This is a genomic window from Bradyrhizobium sp. UFLA05-89, assembly GCF_059803475.1.
The window spans coordinates 1-21111 of the sequence record NZ_JBANBA010000079.1 but is presented as its reverse complement, the minus strand read 5'-3'; the positions used below and the strand labels follow the sequence as shown (position 1 = coordinate 21111).

Below are 21111 nucleotides of genomic sequence, written 5' to 3'. Positions count from 1 at the left end.
ACCTGGATCAAATGACTTCAGACCAAACGGCTTCTGCCGCAAATCCGGAGACGCTGACCCGGCATCGCCCGCTGCTGCTCTATATCGGCTCCAACACATTCTCGGAATTCGCTCACAACATCGCCACCGTCGCCTTGGGCTGGCAGATCTATGAGCTGACCGGCAGCGCCTTCTACCTCGGCATGGCGGGCCTCGTGCAGTTCATCCCGAGCGCAATTCTCGATCGCTACGACCGCCGCCGCATCGTTCAGCTTTGCCAGGTCATGCAGGCCTTGGCTGCAGCCTGGCTCGGCGTACGGGCGCTCGCGGGAACGGTGACGGCGCCGGAGATCTTCGTGGTCCTTGCCATTCTCGGGTTCGCCGGCGCCTTCGAAAGCCCGGCCTCCTCTGCGCTGCTGCCGGGCGTCGCACCGGATGGCATGCTCCAGCGCGCGACCGCCATGGCGACCGGCACACGGCAGTTCGCCACGATCACGGGTCCCGCGCTCGGGGGGTTCGCCTACGCACTCGCACCGGGCGCGCCCTACGGCATCATGGCGCTATGCTCGCTGCTGGCCGGAATGCTCGTCGGCGCGATCGAGCTCGAACGTTCCGCCGACTCCGAGCCGCCGAACCTCGCGGAATTGTTCGCGGGCCTTGCGTTCGTGCGCAGCAATCCCGCGATCCTCGGCACGACCTCGCTCGATCTGTTCGCCGTGCTGCTCGGCGGCGCGACCGCGCTGCTTCCGATCTATGCCAAGGACATTCCATGGGCGCTCGGCGTGATGCGGGCAGCGCCGGCCGTCGGCGCGCTTCTGATGACGGCGGTGATCGCGCGCTATCCGATCGCGCGTCGCGCGGGCCTGCGGATGTTCCAGGCGGTGATTGCGTTCGGGCTAGCCACCATCGTCTTCGCGCTGTCGCAAACCGTGTGGCTGTCGATCGCTGCGCTGATGGCCATGGGCGCGGCCGACACGATCAGCGTCATCGTCCGCGTCGCGCTGGTACAGCTCGCGACACCCGATGCAATGCGCGGCCGCGTCGGCGCCGTCAACTTCCTCTTCATCAACGCCTCGAACCAGCTCGGCGAATTCGAGAGCGGCATGGTCGCTGCCCTGCTCGGCGCGATGCCGGCTGCATTGCTCGGCGGCATCGGCACCATCGCAGTGGCGCTGTTGTGGATGAAGCTGTTCCCAATCCTGCGCCAGGTCGACCGACTGGAGTGAGATCGGCCCTCGATCCCCAAGGACGGCGTACGAGGGCCGAGATAAACAGCCGTCCCGACGACTATTGTTGTGCGGACTCCAGTTGCACTGGAGACGGCCGCCGGGCAGCCGCAGGCGGGGTGGGAGCGGCCTGGGCCGGCTTGCGTGACGAAGCCGGAACCGGGTGCGGCGGAGGCACGGCAGCAGCGGCCGTCTTCGGGCGCGTGTTCGAATCGGACGCCTGGTGAACAGTCTTTCCCGCCGCCTGGTCAGGCGCATTGACCGGCGTCCTGGTATCGGGCGTTTTGGCGACAAGACGCGCCATTTGCTCCTGGCTCGCTTTCAACTCGTCGGCAACCCTGAGGCTGTCGGCCGACATTTGCTCCTGGTTCGCTTTCAATTGGGCCTGGCTTGCCTTGAGCTGCTCGATGCCCTGCTGCACGTTGGCGAGATCGCTCGCCATCTTCTCGAGCAATTCCGTCACCTGCGGAGGAAGCGCGGTCACGGTCGGCGCGACCGCCTCCGGGACGGCCTGAGCGGGAGGCTCCGGTTGCGGCGATGCGGGTGATGCCTGGGCCAGCTGAACAGCCGGCGGGCCGGGCTGCGCGGCAAGCACGGGCTCTGCTTGCGAGGGTGATGATAGTGCAGCATGCAGCGGTGCCCAGCCGGCGATCACCTGCCTGAGTTGATCACCGTGGGATGATTGCGAGACCAGGGCCGCGGTGCCAATACCCGCGGCCAGCACGAGGCCGACCAGGCCGCGAAGCACTGGCCGGCGGCGCGACGGGCGGCTGCGCGTGTCATCGCGCTCCTCGCGCTCCAGCCTGGAAAGCTGCTCGCTGGCCCGCGCGATCTCTTCATCCACGCTTCTGATCTTCTCGTACGTATGCGTGAGCTCTTGGTCCATTCGCGCGGACAGCGCAAAATGTGGCTCGGCTTGTGTCGGGTTTGACACGGAATTCATTGGCGCTCCTACCCCAGCCCAATGTCGCCCCGAAGGACGTTCTTCGCATTTCCGCTTGGCTGATCATCGCCGACGCGGTTTGTCTAAAGCAAGACCCCATCATGGAAAGTGTGGGGCCGGGTCGAGACGAACGCCGCGGGCACCCCTCCTCCAATACCGCTACGCGCTACGACAACGCGCCCAGCACGCCGCGCGTGGCCTTGTCGATCTCCTCGACATAGCGGCGGCGGGCGAAGGTCTCTGTGAGGAAGCCGATCACCTTGCGGCTATCGGCGGATTCGACCACCGCGAGCATCTCCGCCTCGGCCTCGTCGAACACCGCCATCGCGCTTTTTATGTTCATTTCCGGGATCAGCACGATGTCGGTGTAGCGGGCGAGCTCGATCACCTGGATGTCGTCGGCGATGGTGTCGAGGTCGCTGGAGAACAGGTCGGGCAACATGACGAGGCCGACATATTCGTCGGCGTTGTTGACGACGACGATGCCCGGCCGCGAGCCCAGTGCGAATTCGCGCCGTGTGGCGGCAATCGTCGTCGAGGACGGCACCTTGCCGACGTCGCTGCGCATCATCCGCTCGACCGTGAGGTTTCGCAGCCAGCCGACGTCGTTGGCACTGCGGATGGTCTCGCCGCGCAAATGCAGGCGCCAGGTCGAGAACGAATGGCCGAACATGAAGCGTACGCAGATCGAGGTCACGATACAGCCCGCCAGCACCACGGCAGTGACGTCGACATTGCGCGTCATCTCCAGCACCAGGAACGACATCGTCAGGGGACCGCCGACGATGGCGACCCCGAGCGTCGCCATGCCAGTGAGCATCGCAACCAGCGGATCGATCGCGAAACTGGGGCTGATCAGCAAGAGCACGGCGGCGAAGAATTTTCCGATCAGGCTGCCGACGAACAGCGAGGCGAAGAATAGGCCGCCGCGGAAGCCCGATGCGAGCGAGATCAGACAGGCTGTCAGCTTCAGGGCGATGATCAGCGCGATCAGGCCGATCGTCATGTCGTGAAACAGATCGAGCACCATCGCGCCGTGGCCGGCCGCCAGCACCTGCGGGGTGGCGACCGCGAAGGAGCCGACGATGAGGCCGCCGATTACCGGGCGCAGCCAGACCGGTAGCCAAGCGAACAGGCGCTCGAACGTCGAGGACGAGCGCATCACGGCTATGCCCACGCCGCCGGTGACGAGCGCGAGCCCGATCAGCGCCAGATATTGCTCAATGCCGACCGTGCTCACCTTCGGTATCTCGATCGAGTACGGCGCGCCGCCGAGCCACTGCGCGGTCAACGCGCCGGCGAGCGAGGCTGCCAGGATCGGAGCGGCGCTGCCGACCGCATAGACGCCGACGATCAGCTCGCAGGCATAGAACGCGCCGGTGATCGGTGCGCCGAAGGCGGCGGCGATCGCAGCCGCGGCGCCGCAGCCGACGATCAGGCGGAGATCGTTGCGTCGAAGGTTGAAGAACTGACCGAGCAGCGAGGCGATGCCGGAGCCGATCTGGGTATAGCCGGCCTCGAGGCCGACGGAGGCGCCGCAGCCGTTGGAGATCAGCGTCTGGCTCGAGACCACCACGCTGTCGCGCAGGGACAGATTGCCGCCCCGCAGCGCGTTGGCCTCGATCGGGTCGACGGCACTGGAGATCTTCAGCCGCCGCCGCGACCATTCCATCATCCCGAGCGCCAAGCCACCAAGGGCGGGCGCGCTCAGCGCCGCCCACGGGTTGACATAGGCGTTGGCGGACAGCCGCACGTCGACGGGAATGCCGAAGATCAGGACGTGGGCGATCTGCGCGATCTCGGCCATCAGCGTCACGACGCCGCCGGTGGCGATGCCGATCAGAAGCGCGAGCGGGATCAGGTAGAATTCATTGCTGCGCAGGAGGGCGCGGATGCGGACCAGCATCCGGTTCGATGCCTTGTTCGATCCCTTGTGCGATCTCTTGCGATCGACGATGTGCCTGATCCGCGCGAACACCGGCGAGGCTCTTCTATTCTGCGGCCATGCCGTCGCCGGCCATGCGCTGTGTTGTCATCGGGATCGGCGTCCTGGCGATGCGCGCGTTCCGCGCTCTTATCGATCCGAGTTACGTCAAAGCCATGAGGCTGCGCAAGAGAAAGCCGACGATGGCATGTCCGGCTCGGGAGCTGCAAGAAAATTGCAACAAAATCAACACATTGATCTCACGGCAGGCTGGCGCGGACCGCGGCGATGCCGTTCAGGACGAACTGCACCGAATAGGCCGCAAGCAGGATGCCGAGCAGGCGCGAGAGCACGGCGTTGCCGGTCCGCCCCAACGTGCGCGCGATCAGGGTCGAGGCGGCAAAAGAGATCATGCAGAGCAGGCAGACCAAGAGGATGACCGCGATGTTGATGCCGAGCCGGGCGGCGTTGCCGGCGTCGCCCGAGAGCAGCAGCGTGGTCGCGATCGCGCCGGGGCCGGCCATCATGGGGATCGCCAGCGGAAACACCGCAACGTCGGAGGCATGCTCGGACAGCGCCTTGTCGGCCTCGCGCGCCTCACGCTGCGGCCGGTCGCCGAAGATCATGCGGTAGGACACGCCGAACAGCAGCAGCCCGCCGGCGATCTGGAACGCCGGGATGCCGATCCCGAGTTGGCGCAACAGCCAGTTTCCGATCAGCGCGATCACGACCAGGATCGAAGCCGCGATCAGCGGCGCACGCCAGGCGACGGTGCGCTTGACCGCTTCCGGCATGCCGGCGGTCGCGGCCAGGAAGGCCGGCACGAGGCCGACGGGATCGACCACCAGCAGCAGGGTGACAAACGCCGACAGGGCAAGATCGAGCATGCGCGGCAGCGTCTCCCGTAGAACGATGACTGTCGGAACCGACTTAGCCCACCAACGCCAGCTTGAAAACCAGAGGAGTCGATCATGAGCAACAGCGCGATCGGCATGCTCCTGGCGGATCGCCGCCTCGTCGCGCCGATTGGAACTTTGGGCCAGCCTCATGTCTTGATCGCCTGAGGATTGAGGAAGCAGACGCCTTCCCGTCGACCTCAAGAGGAGGATCCATGGTCAAACGAGCAAAGAAACGAGCAACGAGGACATCGAAGGCGCGGCGCGCACGCCCGACGCCAAAGACGCTGAACGACCTGTTTCTCGAAACGCTGAAGGATATCTATTTCGCCGAGAACAAGATCATCAAGACATTGCCGAAGATGGCGAAGGCAGCGCATTCAAAGGATCTCGCCGCCGCCTTCAACAAACACCTCAAGGAGACGCAAGGCCAGGTGAAGCGCCTCGACCAGGTGTTCAAGATGCTGGGCAAGCCCGCGCGCGGCAAACCTTGCGAAGCCATCAACGGTATCGCGGACGAAGGCGCGGAGATCATGAAGGAGTTCAAGGGCGCGCCGGCTCTCGATGCGGGGCTGCTCGCGGCAGCGCAAGCCGTCGAGCACTACGAGATCTCCCGCTACGGTACGCTACGCACCTGGGCCGAGGAACTCGGCATGCAGGACGCGGCACGCCTGCTCCAGCAGACGCTGGACGAAGAGGAAGCGACCGACCATACGCTGACCGAGCTTGCGACCTCCGTGATCAACCTCGAAGCCGAAGAGCAGTACCGGGCGGCGGCCTAGAGGCTGCCCGCGGCGGCCAGGCAAATTGGCAACAGACGGCGCCGTGTGCGATGCAACGGCGCCGGAGCATTTGAACGGGCAGCACAGGCCGCTTGGCCGCCCAGTCAACCTGGCAGGCTGGTGCTGGATTTCCCCGGAACCAGCACCATATGCAGGCTTTCCAATTCCAGAGCCCGCGCCATGCAACCTAAAAACCCCCTCGACTGGATGCTTTCCGAAGCCCTGGAGCAGTTCAATCGCGGCGAGCGATTGCGCCAACAGTTCGGTCGCCAGGAGTCCTGCTGGGAGCCGCCGATCGACGTGCTGGAGACCGATCGGGAGCTCCTGATCCTGGTCGCCCTTCCCGGCGTCGATCCCGACAATGTCGAAACGGTGATCCATGACGGCGTGCTCGTCATCTCCGGCCGGCGCACGCTGCCACCGGAGCTGCGCAATGCCCGCATCCATCGGCTCGAGCTGCCACAGGGGCGTTTCGAGCGCCGCATTGCCCTGCCAGTCGGACGCTATGCCATCAGCCGCTTCGTGATGGACGGCTGTGTCGCGCTGCGCCTCGCCAAATCCGCCTGAGGTCGACCATGGCCAACGAACAGACCGAAACCACTGTGACCACCGAAGCCGCCAAGATTCCGGACGACGCGCTGATCGTCATCCCCGTCCGCAACATGGTGCTGTTTCCCGGCGTGATCGCGCCGATCGCGATCGCGCGGCCGAAGTCGATTGCCGCCGCGCAGCAGGCGCTGCGCGAGCAGCGGCCGATCGGCATCGTGCTCCAGCGCAACGGCGACATCGACGACCCCGCGCCGGACGATCTCTACCGGATCGTAACCATCGCCAACATCGTGCGCTACATCACCGCGCCTGACGAGACCCATCATATCGTCTGCCAGGGCGTGCAGCGCGCGCGTATCCTCGACTTCCTGCCGGGAACGCCGTTCCCGGCCGCGCGCGTGCAGCAGATTCCGGAGCCGAGCACGACCTCGCCGGAGATCGAGGCGCGCTTTCTCAACCTGCAGCGCCAGGCGATCGAGGCGATCCAGCTTCTACCGCAGGTGCCGCCAGAGCTCGTGGCGATGTTCCAGGGCACGACAGCGCCTGGCGCGCTGGCCGATCTCGCCACCGCCTATATGGACATCAAACCACAGGACAAGCAGGAGGTCCTTGAGACGATCGATCTCTCGGTCCGCATGAACAAGGTGTCGAAGCGGCTCGCAGAGCGGCTGGAGGTCTTGCGCATCTCCAACGAAATCGGCCAGCAGACCAAGGCGGCCTTCGACGAGCGCCAGCGCGAGGCGATTCTGCGCGAGCAGATGGCGACCATCCAACGCCAGCTCGGCGAAGGCGACGGCAAGGCGGCGGAAGTCGCCGAGCTGACCGAGGCCATCGCGAAAGCAAAAATGCCGCCGGAGGCAGAAGCGCATGCGAAGAAGGAGCTGCGCCGCTATGAGCGCATGCCGGAAGCGGCCGGTGAAGCCGGCATGGTCCGCACTTATCTGGACTGGCTGATCGAACTGCCCTGGGCGCTGCCCGAGGAAAAGCCGATCGACATCGCGGAGGCGCGCCGCATCCTCGACGCAGACCACTATGGCCTGGAGAAGATCAAGAGCCGCATCATCGAGTATCTCGCGGTACGCAAGCTCGCGCCACAGGGCAAGGCGCCGATCCTGTGCTTCGTCGGCCCGCCCGGCGTCGGCAAGACCTCGCTCGGCCAGTCCATCGCGCGCGCCATGGATCGCCCGTTCGTGCGCGTCAGCCTCGGCGGCGTGCACGACGAGGCCGAGATCCGCGGCCACCGCCGCACCTATATCGGCGCGCTGCCCGGCAACATCATCCAAGGCATCAAGAAGGCAGGTAGCCGGAACTGCGTGATGATGCTGGACGAGATCGACAAAATGGGCCGCGGCGTGCAGGGCGATCCGTCGGCCGCAATGCTGGAGGTGCTCGATCCCGAGCAGAACGGCACGTTCCGGGACAACTATCTCGGCGTGCCCTTCGACCTCTCGCGCGTGGTCTTCATCGCCACTGCCAACATGCTGGACTCGATCCCGGGACCGCTGCTCGACCGCATGGAGCTGATCAGTCTTGCCGGCTACACCGAGGACGAGAAGCTCGAGATCGCCACGCGCTATCTGGTGCGGCGTCAGCTCGAGGCCAATGGCCTGACGACAGAACAGGCCGAGATCGAGCCGGAGGCGTTGAAGCTGATCGTCAAGGGCTACACGCGCGAGGCCGGTGTGCGCTGGCTGGAGCGCGAGATCGGAAAGGTGTTTCGGCATGCGGCGGTGCAGATTGCCGAGGGCACCGCGACCAAGGTCGTGGTCACGCCGAAGGACATCACGACCGTGCTCGGCCAGCCACGCTTCGAGGGCGAGATTGCGCTACGCACCAGTGTGCCCGGCGTTGCCACGGGGCTTGCCTGGACGCCGGTCGGCGGCGACATCCTGTTCATCGAGGCGACGCGCGTGCCCGGCAGGGGCAGCCTGATCCTGACCGGCCAGCTCGGCGACGTCATGCGCGAGAGCGTGCAGGCTGCGCTGACGCTGGTGAAGAGCCGCGCGACCCAGCTCGGCATTGATCCGGCGCTGTTCGAGAAGAGCGACATCCATGTTCACGTCCCGGCGGGCGCCACCCCGAAGGACGGCCCGAGCGCAGGCGTTGCAATGTTCACGGCGCTGACCTCGCTGCTGACCAACCGCACCGTGCGCAACGACACCGCCATGACCGGCGAGATTTCCTTGCGCGGCTTGGTGCTCCCCGTCGGCGGCATCAAGGAGAAGGTCGTGGCGGCCGCAGCGGCAGGCCTGAAGCGGGTGATGCTACCGGCGCGCAACAAGCGGGATTTCGACGACATCCCGAAGAGCGCGCGCGAGAGCCTGGAATTCATCTGGCTCGAGCGGGTCGACGAGGCAGTCGCCGAAGCGCTTGACCCGGCCAAAGCACAGGTCGAGGCAGCGGAGTGAGAACGGTGATGACGATGGCGTTGAAAAGAACAAAGACCAGACGGACGGTGCAGCGGTTGCGGCAATGGCTCGATCGTACGATCGGCCGGCTCCGGGAGCAGATCCCTGCGTCGCGCGGTCGGCTTCAGCCCGTTCGGGTCAAAGCCAGATACCGCAGGGGCTGACCCCTCCGCCTCGCCCCTGCGGCACCTAAAAAAACAAAAGGCCCCCTCTTGTGGAGGGGGCCTTTGCTTTTAGCCGTTAGGCCACGGCGTCCTTGGCGGCCTTCACGGGCCGTGCGCGGACGATCTTCCGGGCCGGCTTGGCCTTGAACATCATCTCTTCACCCGTGAACGGGTTGGTGCCCTTGCGCGCCTTGGTCGCGGGCTTCTTGATGACCACGAACTTGGCGAAGCCCGGCACCAGGAAAAGGCCGTTCTTCTTGAGCTCCTTGTGGCCGACATCCGTCAAGGTCTCCATGACGTTCTTGACGTCGCGCTTGGAAAGCTCGGTGGCAGTCGCGATCTTTTCGATCAGTTGCGATTTGGACAGTTGGGTTGGCATCGTGTCTCCTCTGATTCGTTGCCGGTTGCATATTAGACCAACCGTTGAAGGCCTATAGCCTTCTGCACAGTTTTGTCGCGAAAATACGGGCTTTTTTGTCCCGCTGTGACAAAAAACCCTGCTTTTTAGCCACTTCCAGAGCAGGTGGCAGCCAAAACAGCGCTTTTTACCTTATTTCAAAGGCCCGCGACGCCCTTGCTAAAGCTGATTCCATGCTCTCGACAAGCGACGACCGCCCTCTTTGTGCAAGAAGGAGCGCGATTCACCCTATAAAAGAAGGCTAAACCCGCTCGATGATCACCGCGGGCGCCATGCCGCCTGCGGCGCACATGGTGACCAGGCCGCGCTTCAGGTCCCGCCGCTCGAGCTCGTCGAGGATGGTGCCGATCAGGATCGAGCCGGTGGCGCCGATGGGATGGCCGAGCGCGATCGAGCCGCCATTGACGTTGACCTTGGCGCGGTCGAGCTTGAGATCGCGGATGTATTTTTCCGCAACCACTGCAAAGGCCTCGTTGATCTCGAACAGATCGATGTCGTCGATGCCAAGCCCGGCCTTGGCCAACACCTTGCGGGTCGCCGGCACCGGCGCGTTCAGCATCAGGGTCGGCGAGTTCCCCATATTCGCCATCGCGACCACGCGGGCACGAGGCTTCAGCCCATGCGTCTTGGCATAGGTCGGCGAGGCCAGCAGGATCGCGGCGGCGCCATCGACGACACCGGACGAGTTGCCGGCGTGGTGCACGAAGTCGATTTTGAGATCTGGATATTGTTGCAGGATCAGCCCGCGATAGGTCGTCCCCTTGTCGTCGAGCGCATAGTCGGCAATCGCGGGAAATGCAGGCTTGAGGCTGCTAAGTCCCTCCATCGTGGTCTGCGGCCGCGGATACTCCTCGTGATCGAGCGCGAGGCTGCCGTCCTCGCGGTAGACCGGCACCAGGCCCTTCTTGAAGTGCCCATTGGCCATCGCATGCGCCGCGCGCTTCTGGCTCTCCAGCCCGAGCGCATCGACATCCCTTCGCGTGATGCCTTCCATGGTTGCGATCGCATCCGCGCAGACGCCCTGATGCGACTGCGGATGCCTTGCGCGCAGGCGCAGATTGCCGGAATCCATCATCATCGGACCGCCGCCGCGCCGTCCCTCCATCGACATCATCTCGCAGCCGCCAGCGATCACGAGATCCTCTGCGCCGGACATAATGGAAGCCGCCGCCATGTTGACGCTGGTGATGCCGGAGCCGCAGAAGCGGTCGAGCGTGACGGCGCTGGCGCGCACGTCATAGCCGGCATCGAGCGCCGACATCCGCCCGAGGTCTCCGCTTTGCGTCGCGACCTGCGCGCTACAGCCCCAGACGATGTCGTCGACATCCGCGGTGTCGATGCCGGTCCGATCGGCGAGCGCGCGCAGCACGGTCGCACCCAGTTGCTGTGGATGAATGCCCGACAGCGCCCCCTTGCCGGCCTTGCCCACCCCGCGCGGCGTCCGACAGGCATCGATGATCAGCGCGTCCACCATGGCGTTATCCTCTTGTTCTTGGCTGTTGCGGCGGTTTTGAATCAGGGGGCGAGCGGAGTCAATGCGCAGGTCGGCGCCGCCTCTTTGCAAAAAGCTGAAAAACAAGCCCATGCAAAGTAGAAGCGTGGCTGCCGGACGACACACGGCCGTTCCGCGAAACCATTTGATTCGTCGAGACAAATCGAAGGCAACAAGCGATGGCCGGGCAATGCGGTGAGAAAGTCGCTTTGCCGCCATCCCTCGAGACGTGCACCTTTGGCGGGCTCTTCAGGATGAGGTCTGGTATCGCGGCGAAATCCTGGACCCTCATGCGGAGGAGCGCCGCTCGCGGCGCGGCTCGAACCATGCGGCCGAGCCTACGCGACCGCCTTGGGCAAAGACCCCTCACACCCCCGCTGCGTTCTTTGCGATCACGTTGCGGTAGAAGCTCGCGCTGAGTTTTGGCGTGCGGACCTGGGTGTCGAAGTTCACGTGGTAGAGCCCGAAGCGCTTGTTGAGCCCGTAGACCCACTCGAAATTGTCCATCAGGCTCCACAGGAAATAGCCGCGGACCGGCACGCCCTCCGCCGTCGCGCGCTCGAGCTGGGCGAGATAGTTGCGCAAATACATGATGCGGTCGGTGTCGAAGATCTTGCCGTCGGGCGTGACCTGGTCGTCGCCGGAGGCGCCGTTCTCGCTGATATAGATCGCGCCCGTCTTCCATATCTTCGCAGCTAACTTCGGTACCCAGTAGATTGTCTCGGGGCCGACACGCAGCCAGTCCGAATTCATGTGCGGAAACGATTTTGGGATCGGCAGCAGCGAGAAGCCGGCGCCCTTGTCGGAGGCCACGACATAATGCTGCGGCGCATAGATGTTGAGACCAAGGAAGTCGATCGGTGACGAGATGATCTTGAGCTCTGCATCGGTGTATTTCGGCGCGTTGGGCCCCGCGAATTGCAGGAAGGCGTCGGTGTACTTGCCCTCCATGATCACGTTGAGATAGCTCGCGTTCAGCTCGCGCAGCGCGATCTCGGTGGCCCGGACGTTCTCCGGCGTGTCGATCGCGGGAATGCAGGCATCGATGTTCTCCGCCGGCCCCACCCTCGTGCCGCGGCGGCCGGAGCTGCGAACCGCCTGCACCGCGAGACCATGCGCCAGCGCGGTGTTGTGCCTGACCTGGTTCACCTCGGCTTGCGACAGCGTCAGCCCCGGCGCGTCGATGCCGATGCCATAGCCGAAATAGACGAACCGGCCGCTCTCGTTCAGAGTGAACACGTTCTTGACGCGATCGGTCAGGTATCGCGCGACATGGGCTGCGTAGTCCCCGAACGCCTTGCAGGTCTCGGCCGAGCGCCAGCCGCCGAAACGATCTTGCAGCGATTGCGGCAGATCCCAATGATAGAGAGTGAGCCACGGCTCGATGCCGTTCTTGAGGAGCTCGTCGATCAGGCGATTATAGAAGTCGAGCCCCTTCGGGTTCGGCTTGCCGTCGCCGTCGGGAAACACCCGCGGCCATGCGACCGAGAAGCGATAGGCCTTGCAGCCGAGCTCCTTGATCAGCGCGATGTCGTCCTTGTAGCGATGGTAGTGCTCGTTGGCCCGGTCACCATTGGTTCCGTCCTCGATCTTGCCAGCCACCCGCGTAAACGTGTCCCAGATCGAGGCCCCTCGCCCATCTTCGGTGACGGCACCCTCGACCTGGTAGGACGAGGTCGCAGTGCCCCAGAGGAAGCCCGGCGGAAAGCCTCCCGCCGGGCGTGGCGCCGCTCCCGGCTTCGCCTCGACGGATTGTCCGGGGGCCGCAATCCCCGCTGCGGACAGCCCCGCGATCCTCGCAAACTGGCGACGCGAGAACTTGTCCGGCATTGGTTCTGTTCCACTTCTATTCATTTCGGACCGGCACAATGGAGGGTCCCGGCCGATTTGAGAAGTGAAGTTCGGGGACGATCGTGATGCGCTGCTGGTGTATCGAGAGCGGCAGGGGCAAACTTGGTCGCGCTCCGGCCAGGCCAATACCGGGATAATACAGGGCCGCAAACGCAGCGCCCGTTATTGTAGGCCGATCCGACTGGTCTAGACTGCTGCCCATTGATGAAATCGATTCGCAGGGATTATGGCAAAGTCCTCGAAACTCGTTGTGGCAAAGAAGGGGCGCGTGCTCCTGGTCAGACGACGGCGCGATAAGCGCTGGATGTTTCCGGGCGGCCGCAGGCGTGCAGGCGAGAGTGACAGGAAGTGCCTACGCCGCGAGATCAGGGAAGAATTGCCGAACCTGAAGCCCGGCCCTTTGAAGCTCTGGAGAGAAGTGAAGCGGAAAAACCGCCGATCCGGACGAAAGATGAGCGATGCGATTTTCCTGACGAAGAATGCTTCCGGCGGGCTGAAGATCGGAGACAAGAAGGAGATCGACAAGGCGGCCTGGTGCAAGCCGCGAGGGCTCAGATTAACACCGACGTCGCGCTACATCCGGGACAGGCTGTTTCCGAAGTGAGCCCCAAGGCTCGCAATCACGGCTTCGAACCCGGGCAATCAGCGGGCATCGGGTGCTCTACGCCTTTGTCGACGTCTGGTCAGCCTTCAGCCCTCGTCTCTGTCTGATTTGCCGCTCCAAACGCAGCGTATGCTCACGCAGGGAATCGTAGATCGGTGCATTGCCCAGCAGCATGGGTAGCAACATCGCCATGAAGCAGGCGCCCAGCATCGGCAGCAGCATTGTCACGTTACCGGTCATTTCGGCGACGAGAACGATGCCTGTCACCGGCGCACGCACCACGCCAGTGAAGAAAGCGGCCATGCCCACCAATGCAAATGCTTCCGGCTGGATGGCGAACGTTGGGAATGCAAAGCGGCAAGCCGCTCCGAACAGCTGCCCAGACTGAGCTCCCAGCACGAGCAAGGGTGCGAACAGTCCGCCGGGAGTGCCGGCGGCGTATGAGAGAGCACTGAGCCCGAACCGGATCAGGAATGCGAAGCCGAGGATCCCCACGCTCTCGTGGCCAATCAGCGTGCGCTGCGTGATCTGATCTCCGCCACCGACCAGCTCGGGCGCGAACCAGGCCAATAGGCCCACGCTTGCGCCAATCAATCCGGCGCGGAGCTCGATCGGTAGCCGTCCGAATTGGTCCCGAACTGCGATGGTCGCGAGCAGCGTGCGATTGTATGCGACGGCCAGCAGGCCCGCGACGCCACCCAAGGTAAAGAACAGCGGGGCGGACTCTGGGCTGGGGTAGCCCAGCGGCCCGATCTGGAAGTCGGGCGCATCACCGAGAAGCAGCCTTGCGACCGGGATCGCCGTTGCCAGCGCTGCAAGTGCGGCGATGGCAACACGGTGTTCGATCCTCTGCACCAACTCCTCCAGCACGAACACGAGCCCGGCAATCGGTGCATTAAAGGCCGTTGCAAGGCCGGCGCCAGCGCCGGCCGCCAGCAGCACGCGGGAGTCCGCCCAGCAGAGCCGGCAGACTCGCGCAGCGAAAACCGCGATGCCAGCGCCCATCTGTACGGTCGGCCCCTCGCGGCCCAGTGCCAGCCCGGAGCCGATCGCCAGTATCCCCCCGACAAATTTCACCGGCACCAGACCAAACCGAGCCGGCGGAATCTCTTCGTGCAGGACGGCTTCGACATGCGGAATGCCGCTGCCCGAAGCGTGTGGCGAGAACTGCCTCACCATCCACGCGGCAACCAGGGTTGCGAGAGCGGACGCGCCGACGACGATCAAAAATCCCCAGATCCCTTGGCCATAGGCCCAGGCGATCATCTCATCGCGCAGACGATCGGCATGCGCGAGCAGAAGCCGGAAAATAGCCCCAACACATCCAGTGGCCGCTCCTATGACGAGGGCCATCGCCGCGAGCCCCAATAGGCCGCGACGTTCGTCCTCGACTTGTCGGTCGTCATTGGGGTTATGGTCCACGGCAGGTCGATGATCTCGAGGCTTTCGCAAGGGACAATCTTTGCCGAAATCACCGGCGAATGTCCCGGAAAAAATGCTTCCGACCTGATCGAAGAACTGTCTTTCTCGGCTTGCAGCACGACGCGCTGGGATGGGGGGGCAGCCGCGATCGGCGTCGGCACGAGCGCGTCATCGCTGGCGATCCACCCTCTCTATCAGGTGGCGTTCTCGACACCCACGATGCTACGGATTTGCGGCCGCGCACGCTGCGGCATCCAGGCGACGCTCGCAGCGTGTTTCGAGATCACTGGCAAATGTCGCGTATCACCCGTGTTGCGAAGGCAGATTGAACTGAAACACGGCGCCCCGTGGTTCATTCGCGCCGGTCCAAAGTCGTCCTCCGTGCGCCTCGATGATCGATTGGCAGATCGACAGGCCCATGCCGGTGCCGCCCGGCTTGGTGGTGTAGAAGGGCTCGAACAGGCGGTCGACCATGGCCAGGTCAAGTCCGGGGCCGTTGTCCCGCACGGAGACGACAACGCGATTTGAGGCATCTGCGGCCGTGCTGATCCGGAGCTCCCGTCCGCCCACGTCGATGCAATTCATCGCCTCGATCGCATTCAGGATTAGATTGAGAACAACCTGTTGCAGCTGGACGCGATAGCCCTCCGCGAGCGGCAAGCCAGGGGCAAGGTCCGTCTGGATCAAGACACCATGCTTGAGCAGCTCGCTCCGGGCTATGGTGATCACGTCCAGGATCGCGCCATTGACGTCGATGGTCTCTTTCGGCGCCGGCGTCTTCTTGATCAGCGAACGGATCCAACCGATGATCTCGCCGCCCCGCTTGGCGTCTGCGACAATGGATGCGAGCGCCTGCCGTGCCTTCTCGAAATTCGGGGATTGAGATCCCAGCCAGTTCAATGCGGCTTCCGCGTTGCAGAGCATCGCGGTGATCGGCTGGCTTAATTCGTGTGTCACCGAAGCCGTGACCTGGCCCATCGCCGCCGCGCGATTGGCGTGCGTCAGTTCCGCCTGCATCTCGCGGAACGTCTCGGCGGCTCGCTTGCGTTCGGTGATGTCGCGGCTCAGACAAATGATCCGTCGCCGACCGCCTTCGCAAAATTCACGCATGCGAACTTCGACGGGAAACACGGTGCCGTCCTTTCGGCGATAGCGACTCTCCAGCGTAGCGATGCCGCCGGCCTTGAGGCGGTCGCGGTTGATCCGCCAGGTCGCTTCATCCAGCTCCAGATCGAAGAAGGACGCAGTTACCCCCACCAGTTCGCCCCGGCTGTAACCCAGGCTATCGCAAGCATGTCGGTTCACGTCGAGCACGCGACCGTCTTCACAGTGGAGCATGAACGTGTCGGTCGCGTGGTCCACGAAGGTACGGAAACGGGCCTCGCTTTCGATCAGCGCCTGTTCGGCGCGCTTGCGCTCCGTGATGTGGCGCCCCACTCCGCGGTAGCCGATAAAGCCCCCCGTCTCGTCAAAGACGGGCAGCCCGGAGACGGACACGTAGCGCTTGCCGCCATCGGGCGTCGGCCGCGCGTGCTCGAAATCGCGGAACGGGAGGTGGGCATCGAGCATCTCCCGATGCTTGCGCCAGCCCTCTGCATCAGGCTCCAGGGATGGCACCTCCCACCGCGTCCTGCCGATCTCGGCGACCGGCGGCTCGGCAAGCGTCTCGGCGAACTCCTGGCGGATGAAGCGATGCTGCGAGTCGGTTTCCCAGTACACATCGAAGGAGAATTGCACCAATGTGCGAAAGCGCTCCTCGCTCTCGCGCAGCGCCTCCTCGGAGCGCTTGCGCTCATTCGAATCGAGCGCGACCGACGGCACTTGAACCGGATCTTGCATAATCGACTCTTGAAGAGCGATGGATCAGATCGACTTATTTCTTTCTCGCATCGGATAGCGGGGCTGTCCATCGTCCCGGAGCGGCAGATAGCCCCGGCGATCGCTAAAGACGCACGGCGGGTCGAACCTGGCCTCGCAGTGGCCAATGATCCTTCAGGAATATGCCTTGTGACGACTATACTTACGTATACGAGGGCTTCTCTGTCGCCCACATCGCGGGACGAATTGGTCCGGCCGGCGAACAACGCGGGCCGAGCTTTCGGTTCCATCAACGCCTGCGTGTGAGGCGGAGCCGTGCTACCTTTGCCACGGGCGTCGACCAATGCCCGCCGTGCGCCAAGACCTGCCCTCCCGGCAAGGTCGACGTTCGGCCACGCAGACCCATGCAGAAGTGCTTGGACGCGACGCAGACAATGCGCGCGAACGTACCAACAGTCTTGCCCGAAAGACCTAGCTTCCTAAAATCTGGATGATAGCGCAGTCACGGCTGCGGCCCGGATAAGCCGGGTTCACGTTCAGCTCGGAAAACGTTGCTATAGAGATTCGCTATCCATTGCCGTCCGCTCGAGGTGATATTGAGATAGCGTATGGCGCTCTGAATCTGCGGGGCGACATTGTTCCAATAGAACTGCGGGTACTTGTAGACGACATCGGCAGGCGTTTCGTAGCCGAGCTTCTTGTTCAACCCGACTTCCTCAAACTCGTAGAACAGCGCATTTGATTTTCTCAGATAGTTGGGATCGCCAAGCTGACCGATAAGATCAGCAGCGCGCAGGAGCATACCTTCCTCTTCGATCAGTTCGTCGTTTGAAGAATCCGTGTAAGGAAAGCGCGTGAATTCTATGGCTCGGGCAATTCGGCTCGCATCGACCTCGTCGATACCATCGAAGCGCTCGGAGGCGAACAGCTTTGAGCGGTCCACATGATAGGGTCCGAGCGAGGCGTCCGACGCCCCTCTTGGGAGACGAATTGTACGGCCGGTCAGATCTGCGACATAGGAGTCTTCGCTATCTCCTTGAACGATCCCGCGCACGTAGCCGATATCGTGGGTGAGGCACGCCAGGATGAAACTTGCGTAGTCTACGGCTGTTGTCGGCAGCAACAACATTCGTCCCATTAGGATATCGTGCCCCGCAAGAGTAACAAGCATAGTATGTTCAATGTCGTGATAAAGGGCGTCGCTGTTGCCGATGCATTCCAACGTAAGTCTGGCTGCAAACGGAAGCACTTCGGTCAGGCGGGCATGCGAGGAACCAAACCTATCTCGCGTATCAGAGGTCAGGAACGATGATAAAGTCTGCGCCAACAGTTCTGGAATCGTGATCATCTGAACACCCGTCAGTGTGTGCGCACGACAACGGCTCGTCTTGCCAACCTAGGGCCCTGACTCTTGTTCGGAAAGCTTGACCTAAATCAAAGGTCGTCTCGGCAGTTCGGCTCGCCGCCGGAGCCAATCCGAGACGTGCGGTTCAGGCCGCATGGCCGCTTGCCTCCACATCCCCCCAGGTCGCGTTTTGACAAGCGGCAGCCTCTGGCAATCGAAAGATCACCTCAACTGGTGCAAAAGCACGGTCCACCGAAAAGTGCGGCTCGCGCTTAAGATGGAGACGAGCCCCAGCGCCATCAGCAGCATGCCAAGCCAGGTCCAGCCCTGCCCGTCACCGCCCACCTCTGTCGCGGGAAAGGCGACCGGCGTCGCCGAAGGCGCAGAGGCGGCAATCACCTCCCCGGCGGCCGGCGCGGCCGCCAGAAGCGCCTCCACGTCGACCTGACCCGGCGTGATGTGGTCGGGCGTGAGCTGGTCGTCCTCGCGGTTGGGAGCTCGCACCGGCGACGCGGGGGGCGCGATCTCGGCAGCAAGGACGGGACCGGCATCTGCGACCTGCGCGGGCACGGACGGGCTCGGGCGAGACGTATCCAGCGGTGCAGAGCGCTGCAGCTCCGCACGCGCATCCACCGCCGCCTGCCGCTTGCGCGCCACAATCTCTTTCTCCTCGGGAGCGGTGGCACGATGTTTGGGGTCGCGGTGCTGAACCGCCTTCTTCACCGTCGCGCTCCCTTCGGCAGCCTGGAACCAGCATTTGCGGCGGCCCTCCAACCGATAGACCCAGTGCTGCCCCTCGGCGACCGACTTGCCGGGCCGCAGCAAGCACTCCTCTTCCGCGGGGGTGGGCGCAGGGGCTGTTGTGGGGGCGACTTCGAATAAGCCGGCGAAAGGGTTCGAAGACGCAGGCGACGTCGAGAGACCAGCAAGAAGCGCAAAAGCGGCGAAGCAAAATCGCAAATGACCGGACATGAAAAACCCCGGTGTTGCGCCCCCACCCGCACGAGCTTTGGCCGCGACCTAGGTCGCAATGCGACCTAAATCCGGCGATGCGGTGAATTCATTCTGGCGCCAAGCGAGATGCGGGCACGAATTCAGTGACGCGAACCGCGTGGCGGGGGCCCGCTCACGAGTTTGTGCGCCGTGTGTCAGTTTTGTCTGGCTACCGTCGCCAATGTTCCCTTTGCGCCAGAAGCGCCCTCTCTCGCACGTCGCAGTTTGACCCATTGCCGGTCTATGTGAGCATCGTTTCCGAACTGTTCCTTCCATCCTCATTCGCGGCAGCGCTAGGGAACGAAGATCGTTGTAGGCAGCTTGTGTGATCGGAAAACGTGCAGGAGAGCCGCGAACGATTGGTATAGTGTGGTCTCATGGCGCTCGTCAGGCACCCACACCGCGAGGGGTAAGATCTAGTTCCGTATTGAGACAGAAGATGAAGCGATGCGCGAGTCGCGCCTGATGAGCCACGCAGTCGAGAAATATTTCCGCCGCGAAGTGGTGGCAGTAGCGACTGGGCGAATGAGTGTGCCTTCAGCTACAGAGGTTTTCCATGAAAGCTAGATTGCCTGCAACGTTGCAGCCCGTGGCCTGCCAAGATCTCGTTAGATTGGGGGGCAAGGGCGACGGCGGATATCTGGTGTCTCGCTCAGATGTTGCTCGCTCCGATTTCCTTTTGTCGTTTGGCGTCAATTGCGATTGGAGATTCGAGAGCGATTTTGTGAATATCAATGATGTTCCTTTGGACGCATACGATGCCTCCACCAACCCGAAGCTCTTTATGAAAAGGGCGGTTAGGGCGTTCTTCGACCTTAAGCCGAAACTGGCATTAGGGCTTCTGTGGAAATTGCGAGCGTTCCGGCTGTTTTTCAAAGGGCGAAGACGGCATGTCGCGAAGTATGTTGGCCTTCCGATTGGAGGAATACATTGTACGCTCGACGACGTCTTTGCGCGGGTTACGGCTTCGAATGTCTTCGTGAAAATGGACATTGAAGGGAGTGAATACAGGTGTCTCGATTCAATCGTGCGCAATCGGGCTCGGATTTCCAGCGTCGTCATCGAGTTCCACGAGGTTGATCTTCATCTTGATCGGATTGTGAGTTTTGTGAACGAATTGAAGTTCAGTCTGCTGCATGTCCACGCCAACAATTGGTCTCCGATCAGCGAGGGCACGCCCCTCGTTATTGAGCTAACGCTGTCCAAAAACAGCGTGGGCGGGGCTAAAGTCGAAAGTCTCCCCTCTGCTCTCGACGCCCCAAACAATCCATCTGCGCCCGATATCGAGATTGCGTTCGCTTGAAATTACGAAACAGCCGCAGCAAAGGGACGGCCATCGGCAGTGCCAGGGAACGAAGATAGCTTGTAGGTAGCTTATGTGATCGGAAAACGTGCAGAAGAGCCGCGAACGATTGGTACAGGGCAAGGCATGATCCCTAAAATATTCCACCTCACAAGCAAGAGTAAGAAACTGTCTTCGACTGCGCAGGGCAATGTCGATGTCATAAGAGCCCTCTATCCAGACTACAAAATACTGATCCACGACGACGATGACATCGTGCAATTCATCAAGAAAAACTATCCTGAGTATTATGAGAGTACGATCTCCCAGATGCCCAAATTCATTTGGGTTGTCGACACTGTCCGATACCTCTTGATGGATCACTGTGGTGGAGTTTACTGCGACACTGACGTTCTGTTCAGAAAGAGATTTGAATTTGACGCGGGAGTCATTTTTGTCGAGCGGGAATGGACCTGGCCCAACGATCGCTCGATCACGAACAGTGTGCACAACTGCCTATTTGCGAGCGAGCCGAAGCATCCCGTTTGGACAGATATCCTCAATGGAATTACCCAGAACGTTCGAGCCGTGCAGTCGCCGACTGCGCAAGCGGGCCGATTTGCAAAGCAAGTAGCAGCCAAGCTGCTGGGAAAATCAGTTTATCCGCCGGTCTTTGGTGTCACCGGACCAAATGCTATTTCAAAGACCATCACCCAAAATGGTTCATTGAAGCAACACAATGACATTCGGGTCGTTTCTGGAAGTCAAATCTTCCAAGCAGGAATGAGCAGGGGAACGTTGGAAGAAGCCTCCTTCGTGCATGGGGCTGCCGGAAGCTGGCAATAGCTTCGAGATGCCGTGGTCGCTTTCGACTTCCTGTCCGGTTCTGGCCCCATCGCAGACGTGCGCATCCCGCAGAAGGTCCGCTTTGCGCCAGAGGACTTGTATGGGGCGATTGGTGTCAAGCGCTTTCGTTATTGGCCATCTCCTTGTTCGGCCGGGCTGCGACATCTCC

General features: G+C 62.6%; 17 protein-coding genes. 7 read left to right on the top strand and 10 right to left on the bottom strand.

The genetic code is table 11. The features are described from left to right. The first annotated feature begins 11 nt into the window (after positions 1-11). Positions 12-1205, top strand: a complete 1194-nt coding sequence (locus tag SO139_RS31500; protein WP_449383021.1) for an MFS transporter — start codon at positions 12-14, stop codon at positions 1203-1205. A gap of 61 nt (positions 1206-1266) precedes the next feature. Here the strand turns inward: SO139_RS31500 and SO139_RS31495 are convergent, their stop codons facing one another. The 3 genes from SO139_RS31495 to SO139_RS31485 form a co-directional block, all read right to left on the bottom strand. Further along, a complete protein-coding gene (locus tag SO139_RS31495; RefSeq protein WP_498541148.1) occupies positions 1267-2091 on the bottom strand; it encodes a hypothetical protein in 825 nt (274 codons plus the stop codon). A 223-nt stretch (positions 2092-2314) separates the two neighbouring features. Next, positions 2315-4126 (bottom strand): chloride channel protein, encoded by a 1812-nt coding sequence (locus tag SO139_RS31490; RefSeq protein WP_449383019.1) that lies wholly within the window; start codon positions 4124-4126, stop codon positions 2315-2317. Between the two features lie 206 nt (positions 4127-4332). After that, entirely contained in the window at positions 4333-4959 is a 627-nt protein-coding gene (locus SO139_RS31485; protein WP_449383018.1) for a MarC family protein, read from the bottom strand. 224 nt (positions 4960-5183) lie between these two features. Between SO139_RS31485 and SO139_RS31480 the strand changes: the two genes are divergently transcribed. The 3 genes from SO139_RS31480 to lon all read left to right on the top strand — a co-directional run bounded on the left by SO139_RS31480 (position 5184) and on the right by lon (position 8707). Continuing rightward, complete coding sequence (locus SO139_RS31480; protein ID WP_449383017.1) at positions 5184-5750, top strand: YciE/YciF ferroxidase family protein; 567 nt, start codon at positions 5184-5186, stop codon at positions 5748-5750. A 180-nt stretch (positions 5751-5930) separates the two neighbouring features. Next, a complete protein-coding gene (locus SO139_RS31475; protein WP_449383016.1) occupies positions 5931-6317 on the top strand; it encodes an Hsp20/alpha crystallin family protein in 387 nt (128 codons plus the stop codon). A gap of 8 nt (positions 6318-6325) precedes the next feature. Next, a complete protein-coding gene (lon, locus tag SO139_RS31470) occupies positions 6326-8707 on the top strand; it encodes an endopeptidase La (RefSeq protein WP_449383015.1) in 2382 nt (793 codons plus the stop codon). A gap of 240 nt (positions 8708-8947) precedes the next feature. Here the strand turns inward: lon and SO139_RS31465 are convergent, their stop codons facing one another. From SO139_RS31465 to SO139_RS31455, 3 genes are all read right to left on the bottom strand, one after another. Beyond that, the gene (locus tag SO139_RS31465) at positions 8948-9250 is read right to left on the bottom strand and encodes an HU family DNA-binding protein (RefSeq protein WP_027528369.1); all 303 of its coding nucleotides are present in this window, start codon (positions 9248-9250) and stop codon (positions 8948-8950) included. Between the two features lie 280 nt (positions 9251-9530). Next, a complete protein-coding gene (locus SO139_RS31460) occupies positions 9531-10763 on the bottom strand; it encodes an acetyl-CoA C-acetyltransferase (protein WP_449383014.1) in 1233 nt (410 codons plus the stop codon). A 384-nt stretch (positions 10764-11147) separates the two neighbouring features. Then, positions 11148-12611, bottom strand: coding sequence for a GH1 family beta-glucosidase (locus tag SO139_RS31455; RefSeq protein WP_449383013.1), 1464 nt, complete (start codon positions 12609-12611; stop codon positions 11148-11150). Positions 12612-12858: 247 nt separating this feature from the next. Between SO139_RS31455 and SO139_RS31450 the strand changes: the two genes are divergently transcribed. Next, positions 12859-13236 carry an NUDIX hydrolase gene (locus SO139_RS31450; RefSeq protein WP_449383012.1) on the top strand — a complete coding sequence of 126 codons (378 nt, stop codon included), beginning with the start codon at positions 12859-12861 and terminating at the stop codon, positions 13234-13236. Positions 13237-13293: 57 nt separating this feature from the next. Here SO139_RS31450 and clcA read toward each other — a convergent pair whose 3' ends face one another. The 4 genes from clcA to SO139_RS31430 form a co-directional block, all read right to left on the bottom strand. After that, positions 13294-14658, bottom strand: a complete 1365-nt coding sequence (gene clcA, locus SO139_RS31445) for a H(+)/Cl(-) exchange transporter ClcA (protein WP_449383011.1) — start codon at positions 14656-14658, stop codon at positions 13294-13296. A 303-nt stretch (positions 14659-14961) separates the two neighbouring features. Beyond that, positions 14962-16497 (bottom strand): PAS domain-containing sensor histidine kinase, encoded by a 1536-nt coding sequence (locus tag SO139_RS31440; RefSeq protein ID WP_449383010.1) that lies wholly within the window; start codon positions 16495-16497, stop codon positions 14962-14964. A gap of 481 nt (positions 16498-16978) precedes the next feature. Beyond that, a complete protein-coding gene (locus tag SO139_RS31435; RefSeq protein ID WP_449383009.1) occupies positions 16979-17824 on the bottom strand; it encodes a metal-dependent phosphohydrolase in 846 nt (281 codons plus the stop codon). Between the two features lie 219 nt (positions 17825-18043). Further along, the gene (locus SO139_RS31430) at positions 18044-18646 is read right to left on the bottom strand and encodes a hypothetical protein (RefSeq protein ID WP_449383008.1); all 603 of its coding nucleotides are present in this window, start codon (positions 18644-18646) and stop codon (positions 18044-18046) included. A 724-nt stretch (positions 18647-19370) separates the two neighbouring features. Here SO139_RS31430 and SO139_RS31425 point away from each other — a divergent pair. Both SO139_RS31425 and SO139_RS31420 read left to right on the top strand, forming a co-directional pair. Continuing rightward, complete coding sequence (locus SO139_RS31425) at positions 19371-20117, top strand: FkbM family methyltransferase (RefSeq protein ID WP_449383007.1); 747 nt, start codon at positions 19371-19373, stop codon at positions 20115-20117. A gap of 75 nt (positions 20118-20192) precedes the next feature. Continuing rightward, the gene (locus tag SO139_RS31420) at positions 20193-20942 is read left to right on the top strand and encodes a glycosyltransferase family 32 protein (protein ID WP_449383006.1); all 750 of its coding nucleotides are present in this window, start codon (positions 20193-20195) and stop codon (positions 20940-20942) included. Positions 20943-21111: the final 169 nt, after the last annotated feature.

Coding starts and splice junctions, on each gene's coding strand:
- SO139_RS31500 (WP_449383021.1), top strand. CDS start 12: ATGACTTCAGACCAAACGGCTTCTGCCGCAAATCCGGAGACGCTGACC.
- SO139_RS31465 (WP_027528369.1), bottom strand. CDS start 9,250: ATGCCAACCCAACTGTCCAAATCGCAACTGATCGAAAAGATCGCGACT.
- SO139_RS31450 (WP_449383012.1), top strand. CDS start 12,859: ATGGCAAAGTCCTCGAAACTCGTTGTGGCAAAGAAGGGGCGCGTGCTC.
- SO139_RS31435 (WP_449383009.1), bottom strand. CDS start 17,824: ATGATCACGATTCCAGAACTGTTGGCGCAGACTTTATCATCGTTCCTG.
- SO139_RS31455 (WP_449383013.1), bottom strand. CDS start 12,611: ATGCCGGACAAGTTCTCGCGTCGCCAGTTTGCGAGGATCGCGGGGCTG.
- SO139_RS31475 (WP_449383016.1), top strand. CDS start 5,931: ATGCAACCTAAAAACCCCCTCGACTGGATGCTTTCCGAAGCCCTGGAG.
- SO139_RS31460 (WP_449383014.1), bottom strand. CDS start 10,763: ATGGTGGACGCGCTGATCATCGATGCCTGTCGGACGCCGCGCGGGGTG.
- lon (WP_449383015.1), top strand. CDS start 6,326: ATGGCCAACGAACAGACCGAAACCACTGTGACCACCGAAGCCGCCAAG.
- SO139_RS31480 (WP_449383017.1), top strand. CDS start 5,184: ATGGTCAAACGAGCAAAGAAACGAGCAACGAGGACATCGAAGGCGCGG.
- SO139_RS31495 (WP_498541148.1), bottom strand. CDS start 2,091: ATGGACCAAGAGCTCACGCATACGTACGAGAAGATCAGAAGCGTGGAT.
- SO139_RS31440 (WP_449383010.1), bottom strand. CDS start 16,497: ATGCAAGATCCGGTTCAAGTGCCGTCGGTCGCGCTCGATTCGAATGAG.
- SO139_RS31425 (WP_449383007.1), top strand. CDS start 19,371: ATGAAAGCTAGATTGCCTGCAACGTTGCAGCCCGTGGCCTGCCAAGAT.
- SO139_RS31485 (WP_449383018.1), bottom strand. CDS start 4,959: ATGCTCGATCTTGCCCTGTCGGCGTTTGTCACCCTGCTGCTGGTGGTC.